We start from the raw sequence: 17344 nt of genomic DNA on the forward strand, positions 1-17344 counted from the left end.
TCTAGACGCCGCCCTCGACCTCCTCGAGCAGGCCCGACAGGACGCGGTTGAACCCGTTGGGGCTGTCCTGGTTGACGAGGTGGGCGGCGCCCGCGACCTTGTAGACGTCGCTTCCCAGCGCCCCGGCGAGCTCCTTGCTCTGGCGCTTGACCGGCGGGACCTCGTGTTCGCCGTAGACGACCCGTGCGGGAACCGAGAGCCCGTCAAGCGCGGGCGGCTCGAACCGGTAGAGCGCCGAGAATACCTTTTTGAACTCCGATTTCGACATCGTGTCGACGGTTTCGAGGGCCGCCTCACGAACTTCGGGATCGCGCGCGAGCCATGGCCCGCCCGTCAGCGGGCGGATCGTCGAGAGCAGCGAGCGAAAGGTCGCCCCGCTACCGGTGAACGCGAGCGAACTCCCGAGCATCGGCAGCGGCGAGAGCGCCCGTTTCATCGCCCGCGGCATCGCCACCGGCGGAAACGTCTGGACCGCTCCCGCCAGTAGGATCCCCTGTATCCGATCGGGGTGGCGGGCGGCGTAGCTCTGGGCGACCATCGAGCCCAGCGAGAGCCCACAGAGCACGCACTCCTCGATCCCGAGATCGGAGAGCAACGCGTCAAGGTCGTCGGCCATGAGGTCGACGGAGTATCGGCGCGCGTCCGAGGGGCCGGTCCGGCCGTGCCCACGGAGGTCGGGGACGACGATCCGGTGTTCGTCGCCGAAGCGCTCGCGCTGGCCCGCCCAGCTCTCGGCCGAGAGCCAGCCGCCGTGGAGGAAGACGATGGGGAGGCCCGAACCGTCGTCGTCGTACGCGAGCCCGATCGGCGCGGTGTCGGTAGTAGTCACGACCTGTATACGGGACGAACACCCCTGAAGGGTTCGCTTTCCGAAACCAGACCATAGTGGATCTAATTCTACCCATATTCCATTTTATTTATCCAAAGACTAGAAAAACATTTTATTTCACGACTCCTATCGATATTGTTGTAGATGGTAAGTATAAACACGACACGGAGGCGGCTGCTGCGGGGCATCGCCGCCTCAGGCCTGACGGTGGGTGCGGTCGGAACGGCGAGCGCCGATCCCGAGGAGACGTATATCGTGACCGGTGGCTCACGAAACGCCATCGAGAACGCCGAGTTCTCGGTGACGCGGGAGCTCGCAGGCGGTTCGGTACTGCTCGTGTCGGGGCCGGCGGACGCCGAAGAGGAACTCGGCTCGACCAGCGGCGTCAGCGGCGTGACGCCGAACTTCGAGGTCGACTTTCCCGAACCGGTTGAGACCGCACCGCGGACGACCGACGACGCCGAGCACACTGAAAACCAGTGGGACAAGGAGATCACCGATACGTTCGAGGCCCACGACCACGCGACGGGCGAGGGGTCGAGGATCGTGATCGCCGACACCGGCGTCGACGGCACGCACCCGGATCTCGCGGGGAACTTCAACGAGGAGCTGAGCGTCTCGGTCGTCAACGGTGGGGAGATCGCGCCGCATATCGGCGATAGCGGCGACCACGGTACCCACGTCGCGGGGACCGCGGCGGCGACGGGTGCGGAGGGCGTCACGGGCACCGCGCCGGACGCCGAGATCGTCTCCGTTCGAGTGCTCGGTCCCGATAGCAGCTCGTTCGCGGACATCCTCGCGGGGGCGGACTACGCCGCCGAGATCGGTGCCGACGTCGCGAACTACAGCCTGGGTGCCGGACCCTACGAGCCACAGGCCAACAGCGACGGCCTGCGCGTCGCGGTTCAACAGGTCATGCAGGACGCCGCCCGACGCGGGACCGTCCAGACGGTCTCCTCGGGCAACGCCGAGACGAACCTCCAGCAGGGCGGCCGGTTCTACATCCCCGGCACCGTTCAGGGCGTGATGACCGTCTCCGCGAGCGGACCGGACGACGAGCTCGCCTTCTACTCGAACTACGGGACCAACGAGATCGAGGTCGGCGCACCCGGTGGCGGCACTGCAGACGAAGACGACTTCGAACAGACGGACCTCGTCTTCTCGACGGAGCCCGACGGAACGTACGGCTGGAAGGCGGGCACCTCGATGGCGGCGCCACAGGTCGCGGGGTTGGTCGCCCTCGTCCGCGAGATCGACCCGGACGGCAATGCCAACCAGGTCGAAAACGCGATCGCGCAGGGTGCGGAGCTCGTTCCGGGCCGCAGCAGCCCGGAGTTCGGTGCCGGCCGGATCAACGCCCTGAACACGGTCGAACAGGCCGGCACCCCCGGCGGCGGCAACGGTGGCCCGCCGTAGACGGATCTGTCGTCGTCCCCCGATCGAGGGCCACCGTGGTATGGCGAGACGGGGCTCGGGGCGTCCGGTTCGCAACCCTTTCGCCCGCCGGTCGCCCACCCCGGACAATGAGCTATCGGATCGGTCTCGTCGGCAAGCCATCGGTGGGCAAGTCGACCTTCTTCAACGCCGCGACGATGAACGACGTCCCCGAGGGGGCGTATCCCTTCACGACCATCGACCCCAGCGTCGGCGAGGCGTACGTCCGCGTCGCATGTGCCGCCCCCGAGTTCGACCGCTCCTGTACCCCCGAGACGGGCTTCTGTCGCGAGGGGACCCGGTTCGTTCCCACCAAACTCGTCGACGTTGCGGGGCTGATCCCCGGCGCCCACGAGGGCCACGGTCTGGGAAACCAGTTCCTGACCGACCTCAACGAGACGGACGTGCTCGTCCACGTCGTCGACTTCTCGGGGACGACCGACGCCGAGGGCGAGCCCACCGAGGGCCACGACCCCCGCGAGGACATCGACTTCCTCGAGACCGAGCTCGACATGTGGTACCTCGAGATCCTCGAGAAGGGGATCGACAAGTTCGAGAACCGCTACGGCGGCGAGGAGGCAGACATCGAGGTCGAGCTCGCAGAACAGATGAGCGCCTTCGGCATCAACAAGGACGAGATCAAACGATTGGTTCTCCGGCTCGATCTGGGGTTCGACCCCGACGAGTGGGACGGAGAGGACCGAGAGGACCTCGCCCGCGAGATCCGTAAGGAGACCAAGCCGATGGTGATCGCCGCGAACAAGATGGACACCCCCGCGGCGCAGGCGAACTACGAGGAGATCACCTCCGATCCCGACTACGACCACCTGACGATCGTGCCCGCGAGCGCGCACGCCGAGAAGGCGCTGAAACGCGCCGACGAGCAGGGCGCGATCGAGTATCGTGCGGGCGACGGCGACTTCGAGATCGTGGGTGACCTCTCTTCCGAACAGGAAGCCGGGCTCGAACAGATCGGGGGGTTCGTCCGCGAGTTCGAGGGTACGGGCGTCCAGCGCGCGCTCGAAGCGGCGTTGTTCGAGGAGCTCGACGCGATCGCCGTCTTCCCCGGCTCCGCCAACGGCGAGCCCGAGGACGGCAAGTTCATGCGCGACTGCTTCGTCCTGCCCGAGGGCTCGACGACCGAGGACTTCGCCTATTTCCTGCACTCGGACATCGGCGAGGGGCTGCTCCACGGGATCGACTGCCGGAGCGAGCGCCAGGTCGGCGCGGGCCACGAGCTCTCGCATCGGGACGTCATCGAGATCGTCTCGACGAACTGACGCTACACAACGACTATGCAGTGTGGTGTCGTATCACAGAGCATGGCGAGCGCACGAACCGATTCGCGGTGTCTGAGCTGCGGCTTTACGGCCGCTTCGGGGAGTGAGGAGTGGGCTAGAGTGGAGGTACCGAAACTCGGGACGCTCACGCAGTGTCCGGAGTGCAACAGCACGAACGTCACCAGCGGGCGCTGATTTACACCCGTTCGACGACCGTTCCGTCCGCGCCAACTACGACTGGGGTTTTGCCGACGGCGACCCCGTGGAGGTCCGCCTTCGTCGGCGAGTCGACTGTCTCCCAGCCGCCCTCCCGATTCTCGTGGATCGTCCCGCCCGCGCCGACCGCGAGCCACTCCTCGCCGTCGGCCGCGAGCCCCGAGAGCGACCCCTCGGCGACACGAACCGGCGTCCAGACGCTCCCGTCGAAGCGCTGGAGCGTGCCGTCGCCGCTCGCGACGGCGACGGTGTCCCCCGTCGCGGCGAGCGCGTCGAACCCGCTCGCGTCCTCGATCCCGATCCGTTCGAACTCGCTCCCCTCGACCCGGTAGACCCCGGCATTGGTGTCACAGCAGTAGCCCGTCGACTCGTCGACGAACGCGATCGCGCTCATCGAGGAGCCGCTGCCCGGTTTCACGGGCTCGTCCCACTCGACCTCGCTTCCGTCGTATCCGCCGAACAGGACCTGCCCCGAGCCGTTGACCAGCGCGACCCGCTCCTCGCCGGCCGCCCCGGCGACCGCCAGCCCCGACCAGTTGTCGGTGATCCCGTCGGGCGCCGAGTGATCGGTGTGGCGAGCGGTAGCGGGGTCGTAGCGCCCGAGGACGCCGCCGTCGCCGGCGACCCAGATCGCATCGCCGTCGTCCGTGGCGTCGACCCCCCGGAGCGTCGTCGACTCCGCGGCCGGGCCGCTCTCGAGGGCGAGCTCCCAGTCCCCGTCCTCGGAACGCGCGAGCAAGGCGCCGTTCTTTCCGGCCGCGTAGGCGCCCTCGCCCGCCGAGACGGCGTCGAGCAGCGTCTCCTCGGTCGGCGAGTCGGCTTCGACCCACTCGGCCGACCCGCCCCCGTCCTCCTCACCTTCGTCATCCGCGACTGCCCCTTCGTCCGCGACCGCGCCGTCCTCACTCGCGTCCGGCTTCGGCGAACGCCGGGCCTCGGGTCCGGCCACGTCCGAGGTCGCGGGTTCGGCCCGCTCGCCCGTCCGCGGGTCCTCCGCGGGCTCCGGCCCGCTGTCGGGGTCCTCGACGGCGTTCTCGTTTGTCGATTCGGACGGGATCTCGGACTCCGCTTCGTGCTCGTCGTCCGGCGATCCGGTTTCGCCCCCTGTAGTCGCCGAACCCGTAGTGGTCGTGGCTTCCGGCGCGTCTCCAGCGTCCTCTCGATCCTCGCCCGGTTCGGGCTCGGCGACTTCTTCCCTCGCCGGCCCCTCGGGATCGGTCGACTCCCGATCGCTTGATTCCGGGTCGAGGCCCGTGTCCGGGGTCGGTTCGTCGATCCGGTCCGGTCGGTCCTCGCCGGCGTCGCTCGCTGCGGCCGCGCCGTCTCCGTTCCCGGCCCCGGTGGCGGCTGGGGTGTCGCCTGTGGTCGGCCGCTCTCGATCGTCCGCCCCGCTCGCCCCGTCCCCGTCGATCGGTTCCGGCGCTTCCCCGTTGCGGGTCAGGTAGAGATAGATCGGCGGGAGGACGTACACCGCGATCGCCAGCGCGACGAACCCCCGGTGGACGAACGTCAGCAGCCCGAACGCGGTCAGGGCTGTCGCGGTCACCGTGTGGATACCGGTGTGGGCGTACTGCCGGTAGAAGGTGAGAAACCCCCCATCGCCATCGCTGGCCGTGCTCATTGGCGGGGATAATCGCGGAACGCGGATCAGGCTTTCCGTTGCACCTCACCCGCCGCGGAGCGCTCCCCGAATCCGGCGGGCACGTGCCTCGCCGATCCCCTCGAGCGCGCACAGCTCCTCGATCGAGGCTCCCGACAGCGCGGCCACGGACGGATGGGCCTCGTACAGCCGCTCGGCGAGTTCGGGGCCGATCCCCTCGATGCAGCCGTACATCCGCTTTGCGGTCGGCTCGTTGCGGGCGTAGGGGCGCTCGACGGGGTAGCCCTTGCGTTCCGTCCCCGTCGAGGACGTGGCGCGGTGGTGCCGACCACAAGACATAGCCCCCCGCCGGACCCACTTTCGGACATGGACTCCGACCTCCACGCCCGCGACGTGATGACGACCGACGTCGAGACCGCCCGCCCGGACGACGAGGTCGGCGACGTGCTCGAACGCCTCGCGAAGGCCGAGTTCAACGGCTTCCCGATCGTCGACGGCGAGGCGGTCGTCGGGATCGTCACGCAGGGCGACCTCGTGCGGCTCTTCCGCAAGAAGGACCGGTTGGTGTGGATCCCGATCGGCGTCCCGCCGTTCAGCGAGACGCTGCCCTACGCGGTCGACTTCTCGCTCGACGAGTTCGACCTCGGGATCGACTTCGTGAAGAACGCCCGCAAGGACGTCAGCGAGATCATGACCCGCGACGTCGTGACCGTCGAAATCGACACCCCCATCGAGGAAGTGCTCGCGATCCTCGCGGGCGAGGACCGGGACATCAACCGCGTCCCGGTGCTCGACGACGGTCGGCTGGTCGGGATCATCACCCGCGAGGACCTGCTGCGCGCGCTTCGGACCGAGCTCCTCCCCTGAGAGCGTAACCTTCTCTATCCTGGGTGACCAATCAGCCGACTGACCGGAGGGAACGATGTTCGAACTCGGGGGGATGACGGTCACGTGGGGGACGCTGGTATTGGTAGCGCTGCTCACGGCGGGGATCGCGTGGTTCGCGTGGCGCGGGCCCTATGCCGTCGTCGCGCTGGGCGCGCTGATCGGGGGAATCCACGCCGTCGCCTACTGGACGGAGTACCTCGACGCCGCCGCGGTCGCGGACGTCCGCGGGACGGTCGCGGGGCTTGCAGTCGAGGCCTTCCTCGTCGCCGCGGCCGGCCTCGATACGCTCTTCGCGGCGACCGGGACGGCGATCGGATGGCTCCTCGACTGGCTCGCGGGCATTTCGATGCCCGCGGCGTCGGTCTCCGTCCTCGAGTTCGGGAGCTTCCTGCTGGCCGTGACGCTCGCGGGCGCGCTCGTCTGTGCGTCGCTCGTCCGGATCGTCCGCTGGGCCGAGGGCACGCCGATCGGCGCGTGGCTCGCCGGGCTCGGGGTCGTCTTCGGCGCGAGCGGCGTCCTCTGGACGTGGCTCCCCATCGGGATCGGCGAGATGGCCGCGCTGCACGCGCTGCTGATCGCCGTCGCGCTGGTCGCCGGTATCGGGGTCGGCGCGCTCGCGGTCCGGACGCCCACTCCCGCCCTCCAGCGCCAGCTTCGAACCCACCGATGAGCCTCCTGCCGGGGCTCGTCCGTCGGTAGCCTGCCGCGAGCCCCACGCGTTATGCCCGTCGGAGCCTTCTGTCCGGTATGAGCCAGCCGCCGGATCTCGAGGGTGATATCGAGGAGATAGCCGCCCGACGCGACGAGCTAGTCGGGACGGTGCGCGACCACGCCGGGCGGATCGCCTACGGGCTCGCGCGGCTCCAGGGCGGCGACTACGGCCAACGGGACTTCCCGACCGCGCGCGGCGAGTGGACGGTGAAGTACGAGGCCGGCGACCTCCAGTACCTCCGCTACGATCCGACCAGCGGCTCCGAGACCTACGTCGTCTCGACGAAACAGCCCCCCGAACCGGAGGCGCTCGCGGAGGCCCTCGCGGACTACGAGGCGTTCGTCGAGGCGTACAACGAGCACGTCCGCTCGCTCGATGGCGTGCTCGACGACGTCGAGACGGAGTTCCCCGCGGTCGAGACGACCGACGACGTCGTCGCCCAGCGCGACCGCGTCCTCGATCGGGTTCGCGAGATCTGTGACCGGATCGCGGGCGAGCTGTATCGCTACGAAGGCGACGATTACGGCACCTTCACCGCGCGAGTCTCGGGGACGCGCTGGGAGCTGAAGTGGGAGGCCGAACGGGCCTCCTACCTCCGGGTCGGCGGCTCGGGCGGCGTCTACCTGCTCTCGCAGTACGAGCCGCCCTCCGCGGCCGACATCCGCGAGCACGCGCCGGCGTTCCGCGGGTTCGTCGAGGCCTACAACGAGCACGTCGAGGAGCTGGAAAGCGACCTCCGGACGGTCCCGCTCTAACGGTCGCGTCGGGTCGTATGGGCCGGCGAGATCGAACTGTTCTCGACGTCGAACAGGCAGCCGAGCCGGCGGCGGCAGCCCGTGTCGAAGGTGGCCGGCGCGCCGCGTTCGGACTCGTCGGTCCCCTCGTTCTCCGCGGGGGTGGTGATCGGTTGCGATTCGGTCGTGGCTGGCCGGGGCTGTGGGGTGGTACTCATTTGCTGTCGGGTTCCGTGATCGAGGCGGTCGAAAACGATGCGCGGGCGGCGGGATCAGTGGACACGTACTACCGACATCTGTGTCTCCCCCGATGGACGGAACTATAATGAACGTTTTGGTAGAATACCGTCAGTGGACGGTCACTTCGCCGTCCTCGACGGAGATGTCGAGGAGGCTCTTTGCCTCGAACTCGGTGTCGTCGAGCGCGGAGGGGCCGACCTTGCACAGGACGACCACGACGTCGACGATCTCCGCGCCGATGTCCGAGAGCGCGCCACAGATCGCCGCGAGCGTCCCGCCCGTCGAGAGCATGTCGTCGACGACGACCACCCGGTCGCCTTCCTCGACGTCGTTGATGTACATCTCGGACTCGGAGTAGCCCGTCTGTTGGTGGAGCGAGACCTCGCCCGCGAGCCCGTAGGCGCGCTTTCGGATCACGACCAGCGGGATGTCGGTCTGCAGGGAGAGGGCGGTCGCGAGGTGGATCCCCATCGCCTCGGGCGCGACGATCTTGTCGACCGCGAGGTCGGCGACCTGCATGACTTCGACGACGACCTCGCGCAACAGCGCGGGTTCGAGCATCGGCACGCCGTTGCTGATCGGGTGGACGAGGTACTCGTAGCCGTCCTTGTCGATGATGGGCGCGTCGTCGAGCGAGGCGATGAGCTTCTCCATGGGGCGGGTTCGGGCAATCGGAGTAAAAACGGATCGTTCCCGGAATCGAAAGCGCGGCCTCGGCACTCATAGGGCTCCTCATCGCGCGCTGCCTAGACGCGCTCGGTCGGGGTGCTCGTCATCGGCCACCCGACCTTTCGGCCCGACCCACAAAGCCCCCACGCTCGCCAAGGCCTATGTCGAGCCGTCCCCTTCCCGAATCCATGAGCCGCGACCTGCCGCCCGAGGCTGAGGAGCTGATCGAGGGCGAGCCGTTGATGGCCCACTTCGCCACCAGTCACGACGACCGCCCGCACGTCGCGCCGATCTGGTACCGCTACGACTCGGGGACGCTCTCAGTGTTGATCTCCGGGCAGAAGCTCGAGAACGTCCGGCGCAACCCGCGGGTCGCGGTCTCGATCGAGAAGTCGACCGACGGCGACGCCGAGTGGATGGTCACGATGCGCGGGACCGCCGAGGTGATCGAGAACGAGGAAGCGACCCGCGAGGCCGAGCGTTCGATCAACCCCAAGTACGGCGCGGATCCGGACGCCTGGACGGGCAACACGCTCGTCCGCGTCGACGTCGGCTCGGGAACCTACCAGACGTACGACTGAGGCCGGCCCGCTCTCGCCGCCCGAGCGCTCTCCGGTTGCAGACGCATGCACAATCGACAGTACGGTGGCTATCGGAGGCCCGATATGTCAGGATCGGGGGCCAGCGAGCCCGCTATGAGTTTCGTCGTGCCGGCGAGAAACGAGGCGGAGTACCTGCCCGCGACCCTCGAGAGCATCCGGGATCTCGAGACCGAGCACACGTATGAAACGATCGTCGCCGACGGCGACAGCGACGACGGGACCCCGGCGATCGCGACCGAGTACGGCGCGCGGGTCGTCGACGGTGGCGGCGAGGGGATCGGCCACGGCCGCGACGCTGGCGCGCGGGCCGCGGACGGCGACTGGCTCGCCTTCGTCGACGCCGACACGACCCTCTCGCCGGAGTACCTCGATACGATGCTCGAGTACGCCCGCGGGAACGACCTCGCGGCCGCGAGCTCGCGCTGTCGGATGCGCGGCCCGCGCGCCCGGCTGATGCAGGCGACGATCAACCACGTCTTCCCCCGGATGGATCGCCCGATCCTCCCCGGGTTCAACTTCCTCGTCCGGCGCCCGGTCTACGAGGCGTCGGGCGGCTTCCCGAACGTCCCCAACGAGGACACCGCGTTCAGCCGACGGCTGGCCCGCACCGAGCCGGTGGGCTACTGCCCCGAGACGCTCGTCGAGACCTCCCCCCGACGGATCGCGGAGTCGGGCCTGACGGGCACGCTCTATCACTACCTCCGGCTCGACTGGGGGCGCTATCGCGGCGAGTACTGACCTGTCGGGTTCGGGAGGGGCGATAGGGGTATCTCGGCCGGCGACCTCATCACACTGATGAGTACCGTCATCGAGTTCACCGTTCCCGCGAGCGCCTGTGCGCTCGGCCGGTCGCTCGGGGGCGACCCGGACGCGCTCCTCGAGCTCGACCGCGTGGTCCCGACCGACGACACCGTCATGCCGTTCTTCTGGGTCTGGAGTCTCGACCCCGAGACGTTCGCGGCGGCCGCCGGGGACGAGCCGGCGATCGAGGAGCTGTCGATCGTCGACCGGGTCGAGGACGGGGCGCTCTTCGCCGCGCGATGGAACCGGGAGGCCGCCGGCACGCTGTTCGCCATCGTCCGCAGCGAGGGCTCGCTGCTCGACGCGCGGGCGAGCGCCGTGGAGTGGCGCTTCGAGGTCCGGTTCGCCGACCGGAGGGCCACCGCCGCGTTCCGCGAGTTCTGCGAGGACCGGGACGTCCCCCTGTCGCTCACCCGCGTCACCACCTCCGCGACCCCCGAGAACGACCGATACGGCCTCACCGACGATCAGCGCGACGCGCTCGCGACGGCCTACCGACGGGGCTACTTCGAGGAGCCCCGCCGGGCGACCCTCGAGGACGTCGCCGCGGAGCTCGGCATCTCCGCGCGGGCGGTCGCCGGGCGGCTCAGGCGCGGGCAGGCGACGCTGCTCGAACGGACCGGGCTGGCGGCGGATCCGCGGTAAGCGTATAAACCCCTTCAGCGCTGAAGGCGCGGGCGGATGACCTCCCGACCCCTACTCCCGGCCGCAGGCCACACGCGGGCCGACACCGCTGGACCGTCGCCCCGGTGGCTCGCGCGCGTCTATGGCCTCGCGCCCTCCATCAGAGGCACCCACCGGCTCATCCACCATCCACCTTTCCGCTCGTTTCCAATCGACCGATCAGTCCTCGATCCCCTCGCGGGCGGCCGCCACGACCAGCGGGAGCGTGATCGTCGCGTCCGCGTACACGGAGGCGTTCTCGCCGGCCTTCTCGATCTTGCCCCACGAACGCGCCTCGTCGAGCGTTGCCCCCGAGAGCCCGCCCGTCTGTGGCGAGTCCATCGTCAGCTGGACCGCGTAGTCGTAGGCCGTCGGCGTCACGAGCATCGTCTGCAGCACGTAGTTCTTCGGCACCCCGCCGCCGACGACGAACGCGCCGGCCCGCTCGGCGTGGTACGCGAGGTCGTTCAAGTGAGTCATGTCCGAGAGGGCGTCGAGCGAGAAATCGGCGGTCTGGGAGAACATCCACGCCTGCAGCCCGAGCACCGAGTCCTGGATCGCCGGACAGTAGATCGGAACGTCCTCCTCGTGGGCCGCCGCGGCGATGCCGGCGTCCTCCTCGATCCCCTCCTCCCGATTGACCTCGGCGTTCGCCCGCCCGAGCTCGGCGGTGAGTTCGCGGATCGAGACGGTCCCGTCGAGCGCGGGGAAGACCTCCTCGCGGAGGTGGGTCTCGAGCAGCGTGAAGTGCTCCTGGGGGAGGTAGACGTTGTAGATCCGGTCGACCCACTCGTCGCGGAGCGCTTCGTCGTGCTCCCGGCGCGTCTTCGTCTCGTGGTCGTCGCTCCCGTGATGGTGTTTGCCGCCGATCCCCTCGATCGCGTCGTGGGTGAGGTTCGCGCCCGTCGTCACCAGCGCGTCGATGTAGCCGTCGCGGATCAGGTCGACGACGAGCCCGCGCATCCCCGTCGGGACCATCGCGCCCGCGAGCCCGAAGAAGACGCTCACCTCCTCGTCGCCGAACATCCGCTCGGCGATCCCGACCGCCTCGTGGAGGTCCGCGGCGCCGATCCCCGCGTTGCCGTACTCGGCGGCGAGCTCGCCGACCGTCATCCCGGCGTGAACGCTGCTGTGGCCGATCGGATCGTGTTTGAACTCCTCGCGTGGCGGGGTGTCGTCGGTCATAGCGGACCTGCGGCCGGGGGCGGTTTCAACCGTTCGATAAAACGCGGATGGGGAAGGGGAGTAGCCATGGATGCGGTCGCGGATGGTGGATCCGCCCGGTCCGCACGACGGCCGGCCTCTGCCAGGAGGGCCGGCCGCGAGCGCCCGCGGGGATCCGGTTACGGTTCGACCGATCCGTACTCCGCCGCTCGGGGCAGGATCCCCGACGGGGAATACGACAGACGGTATTCACCGATACCTCATTACTATCCACTCCTTAATTCCGACCGAAATTAGGTGACACGAGAGTGCGTGAATTAGTGGCTCGTTTATCCGGGAGGACGAATGACACTTGTCAGTTCAGAGCGGAACTAAAGGCCCGTCGGGGCGTCGATCCAGGTCGTCTCGAGCCCCCAGTCCTCGGCGAGCCCCTGGAGGGCCCGGACGCCGAACGTCTCGGTCGCGTAGTGGCCCGCGAGCGCGACCGACACGCCGGCCTCCCGGGCCTCGTGGTAGAGCTGCTGTTTGCCCTCGCCGGTCACGAACGCGTCCGCGTCCGATTCTGCGGCCTCGCCCAGCCAGTCGGCCCCGCTCCCGGTGACGATCGCCACCTCCTCGATCTCGTCGGGGCCGAACTCGAGGAGCTGAACGTCCCGGCCGCCGGTGTCGAGGTCCGAGAGCCGATCCGCGAGTCCGTCGGCACTCATGGGGCCCGTCGCGCGTCCGGCGATCCCGATCGTCTCCGGGCCGAGCAACCCGAACCCCTCGCACGCTTCGAGCCCGAGATGGTCCGCGACGCCGGCGGCGTTGCCGAGCTCGGGATGCGAATCCAGCGGGAGATGGGAGACGTACAGTGCCAGGTCGTTCTCGATCAGTGCGGCGATCCGGTCGTAGCTGCGGCCCGTGACCCGCTCGATCCCGCCCCACGAGAGCCCGTGGTGGACACAGAGCGCGTCCGCGCCGGCCTCCGCGGCCGCCTCGATCGTCTCGACCGCGGCGTCGACCGCGAAGGCGGCGCGTTCGATCTCACCCTCGTCGCCGACCTGCAGCCCGTTCGCGCTCGCGTCGAGGTCGGCGAACTCGTCCGTTCGGAGCCGCTCGTCGTACCGCTCGCACAGTTCAGTCAGTCGCATGGGCGTGTGTATAGACGAACTCCCTGAGTAGTTTTCCACCGAGCGCCGCCGCCTGCCCGTCGTCGCGGTCGTTGACCTCGACGGCGTCGAAGCCGATACAGTGGGGCGCGGCCGCCCGGACGACGCCACGCATCTCCCGGGAGGTCAGGCCGAACGGCTCCATGGTACCCGTCCCCGGGGCGAACGCGGGGTCCGCCCCGTCGACGTCGACGCTCAGGTAGACGCGCTTGTTCGAGAAGGGGTCGCGTGCCCCGCCGACGACCGCCTGCAGCCACGGCCCGACGTCCTCCGGCGGGACGACCGTCACGTCGGCCTCGGCGGCGCGCTCCCACTCGGCCTCGCTGCCGGTCCGCGCGCCGACGACGATCGCCTCCTCGGCGGTCTCGAGGGCGTGGCGGGTCACGCAGGCGTGGGACCACTCGTCGCCGTCGTACTCCTCGCGCAGGTCGAGGTGTGCGTCGATCGAGACGAACAGTTCGGGCTCGGTCGCCCGGACGCCCGCGGCGCTGACGGTGTGCTCGCCGCCCAGAAGGAGGGGGATCGCGTCGTCCCAGACCACGTCACGAACCACCCCCGAGAGGTGATCGACGTAATCGGGGACGTCGTTCCACGCGCGGACGTCGCCATGGTCGTGAACGGAGAGGTCCGAGAACTGCCGGTCGGTTCGTACGTCGTAGTCGTCGAACGTCTCGGCGAACGTCCGTACTCGGCCGGGGCCGAACCGGGCTCCCGGCTGAAAGCTCGTCGTGGCGTCGAGCGGCGCGCCGACGATCACGTAGTCGGCGTCCTCGCGCGGGGTCGACGCGCCGGGAAACATCAGCTGATGATCTTGCGCTGGCCTTCCAGTTCGAGGAACTCGATATCGTCCTCGGCCGAGAGGTCGGCGTCGTCGGGCGTGCTGATCGTGATCGTCTCGTACGTATCGAGGTCCATCACCTGGGCGACCGAGGCGCTCTCGACGTTGATGACCTGGCCCTGCTTTCGCTCGATGATCGGAACACGGATCTTCGCGTCGACGGGCTGGGAGAAGCTGCGCTTCTTGCCGTCGAAGACGCCCTTGCCCTCGACGCGGGCCTTCGCGCTGCCGTGTTTCCCGGGTTTCGCAGTGCTGTAGTGGGTGATCTTACACGCGGCCTCGTCCATCATGACGTAACCGCCCTCCTGCAGATCACGGACCTGCTTCTGCCGTGTTACCATGCGGATCGCTATCCACGGTAGCTGTATAAGTGATTTGGAACGCGCTACCTGCGGTGTTCGATCACACGCCCGACGCGTTCGAGGCCCTCCTCCAGCGCCTCCGTGGGTAGCCCGAACCCGATCCGAAAGTAGCCCTCGAACCCGAAGAACTCCCCCGGTGCGAGCACGACCCCCTCCTCGACGACCGCCCGACAGAACTCCCTCCCGGAGTCGAACCCCTCCGGAACGGTCACGAACCCGTTGACCCCCACCGGGTCGTGCCACGAGAGACCGTACTCGTCGATCCACCCCGCGACCCGGTCGTGGTGCTCGCGCGCCAGCTCGCGGTTCTCCGCGAGGACCTCGTCTTCCTGCTCGCCCATCGCTTGCCGGGCGACGTGCTGGCCGAAGACGGAGGGGGAGATCGTGGTGTAGTCCTTCCAGCCCACCGCGCCCTCGACCACCTCCTCGGGCCCGGCGATCCAGCCGAAACGCAGCCCCGCCAGTCCGTAGGCCTTCGTCAGGCTGGTCGTGCTGATCCCGTGTTCGCCCATCGACGCGACGGGGGGCAAGGGGTCCTCGGCGAGCAGCCGGTAGACCTCGTCACAGAGCAGGTAGGCGTCGTTCTCGGCCGCGAGGTCGCAGAGCGCCCTCACGGTCTCCTCGGAGTGGTACTTCCCGGTCGGGTTGTTCGGGTTGTTGAGCACGAGCAGCTCGGTTTCGGGGCGGATCGCCTCCGCGACGCTATCGACGTCGAGCTCCCAGTCGGGTGGGGAGAGCTCGACCCGCGAGACCTCGCAGATCGACTCGGGAACCGCCGAAAGCGCCTGATACGTGGGGGTGACGACGACGGCATGGTCCCCGGCATCGAGCAGCGACCGGAACACGAGGTAGTTCGCCTCCTGGGTCCCGCAGGTGAAACAGACCTCCTCGGCCCCCCGGCCGTAGCGCTCCCCGACCTCGGCGCGAAAGTCGGGGTCGCCGTCGGTCGGGATCACGTAGCCGAGTTCACCGGGATCGGTGTCGAAGCGTTCGGCGGGGAGGCTCCGGATCCCGCTCTCGGCGAGCATGACCTCGGCGTCATGTTCGTACTCGTCGAACCAGCGTTCGAGCTCGAAGGGGGCGATCTCCATGCCGGGGCTACGGCGGGTCGCCTATCAACCCCGTCGATCAGTCCTCGCGCCGCTTTCGCATGCTCTGGCGGGTGAACTGCGGGCGCGCGCGGATCCCCTTGCGGCGCCTCGTGAAGGAGCGATAGAGCACGTAGACGATGAACACCGAGAGCAGCGCGGGGACGACCGCGGGCTCCCAGGCGCGGAAGGCGTAGATGATCGACGTCGAGATCAGCGTCACCGAGAGCAGCAGGCCGTAGATCAGCCGCTTCGCGAGCCGGTCGAAGACGTCGTCGGGGTCCTGGACGTCGACGTTGATCGTGACGTCCCCGCGACCGAGCTGTGAGAGGGTGTCGTCGGCGGTCTGGGGCAGGCGGATCGAGGCCCGCGTCGAGTCCCAGAGCTCCCGACCGGTCTCCTCGGCGACCTGTTTCGCCGTCTCCTCGCGATAGCCCTCCTCCGAGAGGTACTCCGTCGCGGTCTCGATGAAGTCGAAGTTGGGATCGAGGGTGACACAGACCCCCTCGACGACCGTCGCGACCCGCAACACGAGCGCGAGGTTCGAGGGCAGCCGGAGGGGGAACTCGTAGATGGTGTCCTCGATCTGGCTGATGATCTGGTTGACGCGGTACTGCTCGATCTGCTCGCCCCGGACGTCCGCGATCGCCAGCTCCATCACGTCGCCCATCACCTGCCGGTCGGCCTCGGGGCTGAGCGTCCCCATCTCGATCAGGGTGTCGAGGATGCCCTGGATGTCCTGGTTGGCGACCGCGATGTAGAACTCGACGATCTTCCCCTGGACGAACGGGTCGACCCGCCCGCTCATCCCGAAGTCGTAGAAGACGACCGAGCCGTCCTCGCGCACGGCGAGGTTACCGGGATGGGGGTCGGCGTGGAAGACGCCGTCCTCGATGATCATCTGGAGGTAGGTTCGTTGAAGGGTCTCCGCGAGCTCGTGGCGGTCGATCCCCTTCTCGTCGAGCCGCTCGACGTCGTTGATCTTCGTCCCGCCGATGTACTCCATCGTCAACACGCGCCCCGTCGAGTGGCTATCGACGATCCCGGGGATCGCGACCCGGTCGTTGCCCGCGAAGTTCCCCCGGATCTCCCGGAGCATCTCGGCCTCCCGCTCGTAATCCATCTCCTCGCGGATCGTCTTCGCGAACTCGTCCGCGAGGTTCTCGAGCGAGAACGCCTGGGCGTCCTTGACGAACCAGAGCAGGAGAGGCAGCGAGAACTTGATCACCCGCAGGTCGGCCTCGATCAGCGACTCGATCTCGGGCCGGCGAACCTTCACCGCGACCAGCTGATCGTCGACGTACGCCCGGTAGACCTGGCCCAGGCTGGCGCCGCTGATCGCGTCGCGGTTGAACTCCTCGAAGCGCTCGTCGACGGGCCCGAGCTCCTCCTCGAGGACCACCCGCGCCTCCTCCCACTCGGCGGGGGGCACCTCGTCCTGCAGTTTCGAGAGCTCGTCGATGTACGCCGGCGGGAGCACGTCGGGGCGCGTCGAGAGCAGCTGGCCGAGCTTGATGAACGTCGGGCCCAGCGTCAGCAGCGAGTCGAGCAGCCGCCGGGCGCGCTCGCGTTGGGTCTCGACGTCGACCTGGCGGCTACGCCCGAACAGCACGAACCGGCGCCGGTCGCGCGCGTACGCCCACAACAACGGCAGGAACTGCCAGGCGACGATGAAGAACCGGCGGTACGCACGGAGCCGTACCATCCCCGCCTATGCGTCCTCGATCGGGATGCTGGTCTCCTCGACCGGCTCGCGGCGGGGGACGTACAGCTCGAGGACGCCCCGTTCGATCGTCGCGCGTGCCTCGTCGCCGAAGGCGTCCGGCGGCAGCGGGAGCTCGATATCGAGAAAGAGCGAGCGGTCCTCGCGGAGGTAGTCGAACTCGGCGGGGACCTCCTTCGCGCGGCGCGCCTCGATCCGGATCCGGGTGTCCTCGGCCGTGATCTCCGTCGTCTCCCCCGTCGCACCCGGGAGGTCGATCACGACCAGGTACTCGTCGTCGCGTTCGAGGAGGTCGGCGAAAACGGCATCGGGAAGCTCTCTCAGAGCCTCGCGCAGCGCTGGCATACCCG

General features: G+C 68.7%; 21 protein-coding genes. 9 read left to right on the forward strand and 12 right to left on the reverse strand.

The genetic code is table 11. The annotated features are described in order from the left end of the window. Position 1: 1 nt before the first annotated feature. On the reverse strand, positions 2-829 hold the full coding sequence (locus tag WOA58_RS01385; RefSeq protein ID WP_340602334.1) for an alpha/beta fold hydrolase: 828 nt from the start codon (positions 827-829) through the stop codon (positions 2-4). A 144-nt stretch (positions 830-973) separates the two neighbouring features. Between WOA58_RS01385 and WOA58_RS01390 the strand changes: the two genes are divergently transcribed. The 3 genes from WOA58_RS01390 to WOA58_RS01400 all read left to right on the forward strand — a co-directional run bounded on the left by WOA58_RS01390 (position 974) and on the right by WOA58_RS01400 (position 3738). Then, positions 974-2245 (forward strand): S8 family peptidase, encoded by a 1272-nt coding sequence (locus WOA58_RS01390; RefSeq protein ID WP_340602335.1) that lies wholly within the window; start codon positions 974-976, stop codon positions 2243-2245. 107 nt (positions 2246-2352) lie between these two features. Continuing rightward, complete coding sequence (locus WOA58_RS01395) at positions 2353-3543, forward strand: redox-regulated ATPase YchF (protein ID WP_340602336.1); 1191 nt, start codon at positions 2353-2355, stop codon at positions 3541-3543. A 42-nt stretch (positions 3544-3585) separates the two neighbouring features. Beyond that, positions 3586-3738, forward strand: a complete 153-nt coding sequence (locus tag WOA58_RS01400) for a hypothetical protein (protein WP_340602337.1) — start codon at positions 3586-3588, stop codon at positions 3736-3738. A 1-nt stretch (position 3739) separates the two neighbouring features. On the opposite strand, the gene WOA58_RS01405 is transcribed toward WOA58_RS01400, so the two are convergent. Further along, positions 3740-5380: a hypothetical protein gene (locus WOA58_RS01405; protein ID WP_340602338.1), complete on the reverse strand. Its 1641-nt coding sequence runs from the start codon at positions 5378-5380 to the stop codon at positions 3740-3742. Positions 5381-5425: 45 nt separating this feature from the next. Next, positions 5426-5698 (reverse strand): helix-hairpin-helix domain-containing protein, encoded by a 273-nt coding sequence (locus WOA58_RS01410; protein WP_340602339.1) that lies wholly within the window; start codon positions 5696-5698, stop codon positions 5426-5428. A 27-nt stretch (positions 5699-5725) separates the two neighbouring features. Here WOA58_RS01410 and WOA58_RS01415 point away from each other — a divergent pair, with 27 nt between their 5' ends. From WOA58_RS01415 to WOA58_RS01425, 3 genes are all read left to right on the forward strand, one after another. Beyond that, positions 5726-6226 carry a CBS domain-containing protein gene (locus WOA58_RS01415; protein WP_340602340.1) on the forward strand — a complete coding sequence of 167 codons (501 nt, stop codon included), beginning with the start codon at positions 5726-5728 and terminating at the stop codon, positions 6224-6226. A 55-nt stretch (positions 6227-6281) separates the two neighbouring features. Continuing rightward, a complete protein-coding gene (locus tag WOA58_RS01420; RefSeq protein ID WP_340602341.1) occupies positions 6282-6917 on the forward strand; it encodes a hypothetical protein in 636 nt (211 codons plus the stop codon). Between the two features lie 77 nt (positions 6918-6994). After that, the gene (locus WOA58_RS01425) at positions 6995-7714 is read left to right on the forward strand and encodes a hypothetical protein (RefSeq protein ID WP_340602342.1); all 720 of its coding nucleotides are present in this window, start codon (positions 6995-6997) and stop codon (positions 7712-7714) included. Here the strand turns inward: WOA58_RS01425 and WOA58_RS01430 are convergent. Both WOA58_RS01430 and hpt read right to left on the reverse strand, forming a co-directional pair. Continuing rightward, positions 7711-7911, reverse strand: coding sequence for a hypothetical protein (locus WOA58_RS01430; protein WP_340602343.1), 201 nt, complete (start codon positions 7909-7911; stop codon positions 7711-7713). The two genes, WOA58_RS01425 and WOA58_RS01430, sit on opposite strands and share 4 nt — an antisense overlap. A 130-nt stretch (positions 7912-8041) precedes the next feature. Beyond that, positions 8042-8587, reverse strand: a complete 546-nt coding sequence (hpt, locus tag WOA58_RS01435; RefSeq protein WP_340602344.1) for a hypoxanthine/guanine phosphoribosyltransferase — start codon at positions 8585-8587, stop codon at positions 8042-8044. Positions 8588-8790: 203 nt separating this feature from the next. Here hpt and WOA58_RS01440 point away from each other — a divergent pair, with 203 nt between their 5' ends. From WOA58_RS01440 to WOA58_RS01450, 3 genes are all read left to right on the forward strand, one after another. Next, positions 8791-9183: a pyridoxamine 5'-phosphate oxidase family protein gene (locus WOA58_RS01440; protein ID WP_340602345.1), complete on the forward strand. Its 393-nt coding sequence runs from the start codon at positions 8791-8793 to the stop codon at positions 9181-9183. Positions 9184-9297: 114 nt separating this feature from the next. Then, entirely contained in the window at positions 9298-9942 is a 645-nt protein-coding gene (locus WOA58_RS01445; RefSeq protein ID WP_340602346.1) for a glycosyltransferase, read from the forward strand. Positions 9943-9999: 57 nt separating this feature from the next. Then, positions 10000-10650 carry a helix-turn-helix domain-containing protein gene (locus WOA58_RS01450; protein WP_340602347.1) on the forward strand — a complete coding sequence of 217 codons (651 nt, stop codon included), beginning with the start codon at positions 10000-10002 and terminating at the stop codon, positions 10648-10650. Between the two features lie 198 nt (positions 10651-10848). On the opposite strand, the gene WOA58_RS01455 is transcribed toward WOA58_RS01450, so the two are convergent. The 7 genes from WOA58_RS01455 to WOA58_RS01485 form a co-directional block, all read right to left on the reverse strand. Beyond that, positions 10849-11853 (reverse strand): deoxyhypusine synthase, encoded by a 1005-nt coding sequence (locus WOA58_RS01455; protein WP_340602348.1) that lies wholly within the window; start codon positions 11851-11853, stop codon positions 10849-10851. A gap of 350 nt (positions 11854-12203) precedes the next feature. Next, the gene (locus WOA58_RS01460; RefSeq protein ID WP_340602349.1) at positions 12204-12965 is read right to left on the reverse strand and encodes a Nif3-like dinuclear metal center hexameric protein; all 762 of its coding nucleotides are present in this window, start codon (positions 12963-12965) and stop codon (positions 12204-12206) included. Beyond that, positions 12952-13782: an agmatinase gene (gene speB, locus WOA58_RS01465; protein WP_340602350.1), complete on the reverse strand. Its 831-nt coding sequence runs from the start codon at positions 13780-13782 to the stop codon at positions 12952-12954. Before speB ends, WOA58_RS01460 begins: the two co-directional genes overlap by 14 nt. After that, complete coding sequence (locus WOA58_RS01470; protein ID WP_340602351.1) at positions 13782-14162, reverse strand: translation initiation factor IF-5A; 381 nt, start codon at positions 14160-14162, stop codon at positions 13782-13784. Before WOA58_RS01470 ends, speB begins: the two co-directional genes overlap by 1 nt. A gap of 44 nt (positions 14163-14206) precedes the next feature. Next, positions 14207-15274 carry an aminotransferase class I/II-fold pyridoxal phosphate-dependent enzyme gene (locus WOA58_RS01475; protein ID WP_340602352.1) on the reverse strand — a complete coding sequence of 356 codons (1068 nt, stop codon included), beginning with the start codon at positions 15272-15274 and terminating at the stop codon, positions 14207-14209. Between the two features lie 37 nt (positions 15275-15311). Further along, a complete protein-coding gene (locus tag WOA58_RS01480; RefSeq protein WP_340602353.1) occupies positions 15312-16976 on the reverse strand; it encodes an ABC1 kinase family protein in 1665 nt (554 codons plus the stop codon). Between the two features lie 6 nt (positions 16977-16982). Further along, complete coding sequence (locus WOA58_RS01485) at positions 16983-17339, reverse strand: Hsp20/alpha crystallin family protein (RefSeq protein WP_340602354.1); 357 nt, start codon at positions 17337-17339, stop codon at positions 16983-16985. Between the last annotated feature and the right edge of the window lie 5 nt (positions 17340-17344).

The sequence above is a fragment of the Halalkalicoccus tibetensis genome (assembly GCF_037996645.1).
In the GTDB taxonomy this organism is placed as follows: Archaea; Halobacteriota; Halobacteria; order Halobacteriales; family Halalkalicoccaceae; genus Halalkalicoccus; species Halalkalicoccus tibetensis.

Coding starts and splice junctions, on each gene's coding strand:
- WOA58_RS01440 (WP_340602345.1), top strand. CDS start 8,791: ATGAGCCGCGACCTGCCGCCCGAGGCTGAGGAGCTGATCGAGGGCGAG.
- WOA58_RS01445 (WP_340602346.1), top strand. CDS start 9,298: ATGAGTTTCGTCGTGCCGGCGAGAAACGAGGCGGAGTACCTGCCCGCG.
- WOA58_RS01480 (WP_340602353.1), bottom strand. CDS start 16,976: ATGGTACGGCTCCGTGCGTACCGCCGGTTCTTCATCGTCGCCTGGCAG.
- WOA58_RS01450 (WP_340602347.1), top strand. CDS start 10,000: ATGAGTACCGTCATCGAGTTCACCGTTCCCGCGAGCGCCTGTGCGCTC.
- WOA58_RS01395 (WP_340602336.1), top strand. CDS start 2,353: ATGAGCTATCGGATCGGTCTCGTCGGCAAGCCATCGGTGGGCAAGTCG.
- WOA58_RS01410 (WP_340602339.1), bottom strand. CDS start 5,698: ATGTCTTGTGGTCGGCACCACCGCGCCACGTCCTCGACGGGGACGGAA.
- WOA58_RS01415 (WP_340602340.1), top strand. CDS start 5,726: ATGGACTCCGACCTCCACGCCCGCGACGTGATGACGACCGACGTCGAG.
- WOA58_RS01400 (WP_340602337.1), top strand. CDS start 3,586: ATGGCGAGCGCACGAACCGATTCGCGGTGTCTGAGCTGCGGCTTTACG.
- WOA58_RS01470 (WP_340602351.1), bottom strand. CDS start 14,162: ATGGTAACACGGCAGAAGCAGGTCCGTGATCTGCAGGAGGGCGGTTAC.
- WOA58_RS01390 (WP_340602335.1), top strand. CDS start 974: ATGGTAAGTATAAACACGACACGGAGGCGGCTGCTGCGGGGCATCGCC.
- WOA58_RS01475 (WP_340602352.1), bottom strand. CDS start 15,274: ATGGAGATCGCCCCCTTCGAGCTCGAACGCTGGTTCGACGAGTACGAA.
- WOA58_RS01455 (WP_340602348.1), bottom strand. CDS start 11,853: ATGACCGACGACACCCCGCCACGCGAGGAGTTCAAACACGATCCGATC.
- WOA58_RS01420 (WP_340602341.1), top strand. CDS start 6,282: ATGTTCGAACTCGGGGGGATGACGGTCACGTGGGGGACGCTGGTATTG.
- WOA58_RS01485 (WP_340602354.1), bottom strand. CDS start 17,339: ATGCCAGCGCTGCGCGAGGCTCTGAGAGAGCTTCCCGATGCCGTTTTC.
- WOA58_RS01460 (WP_340602349.1), bottom strand. CDS start 12,965: ATGCGACTGACTGAACTGTGCGAGCGGTACGACGAGCGGCTCCGAACG.
- speB (WP_340602350.1), bottom strand. CDS start 13,782: ATGTTTCCCGGCGCGTCGACCCCGCGCGAGGACGCCGACTACGTGATC.
- hpt (WP_340602344.1), bottom strand. CDS start 8,587: ATGGAGAAGCTCATCGCCTCGCTCGACGACGCGCCCATCATCGACAAG.
- WOA58_RS01425 (WP_340602342.1), top strand. CDS start 6,995: ATGAGCCAGCCGCCGGATCTCGAGGGTGATATCGAGGAGATAGCCGCC.
- WOA58_RS01430 (WP_340602343.1), bottom strand. CDS start 7,911: ATGAGTACCACCCCACAGCCCCGGCCAGCCACGACCGAATCGCAACCG.
- WOA58_RS01405 (WP_340602338.1), bottom strand. CDS start 5,380: ATGAGCACGGCCAGCGATGGCGATGGGGGGTTTCTCACCTTCTACCGG.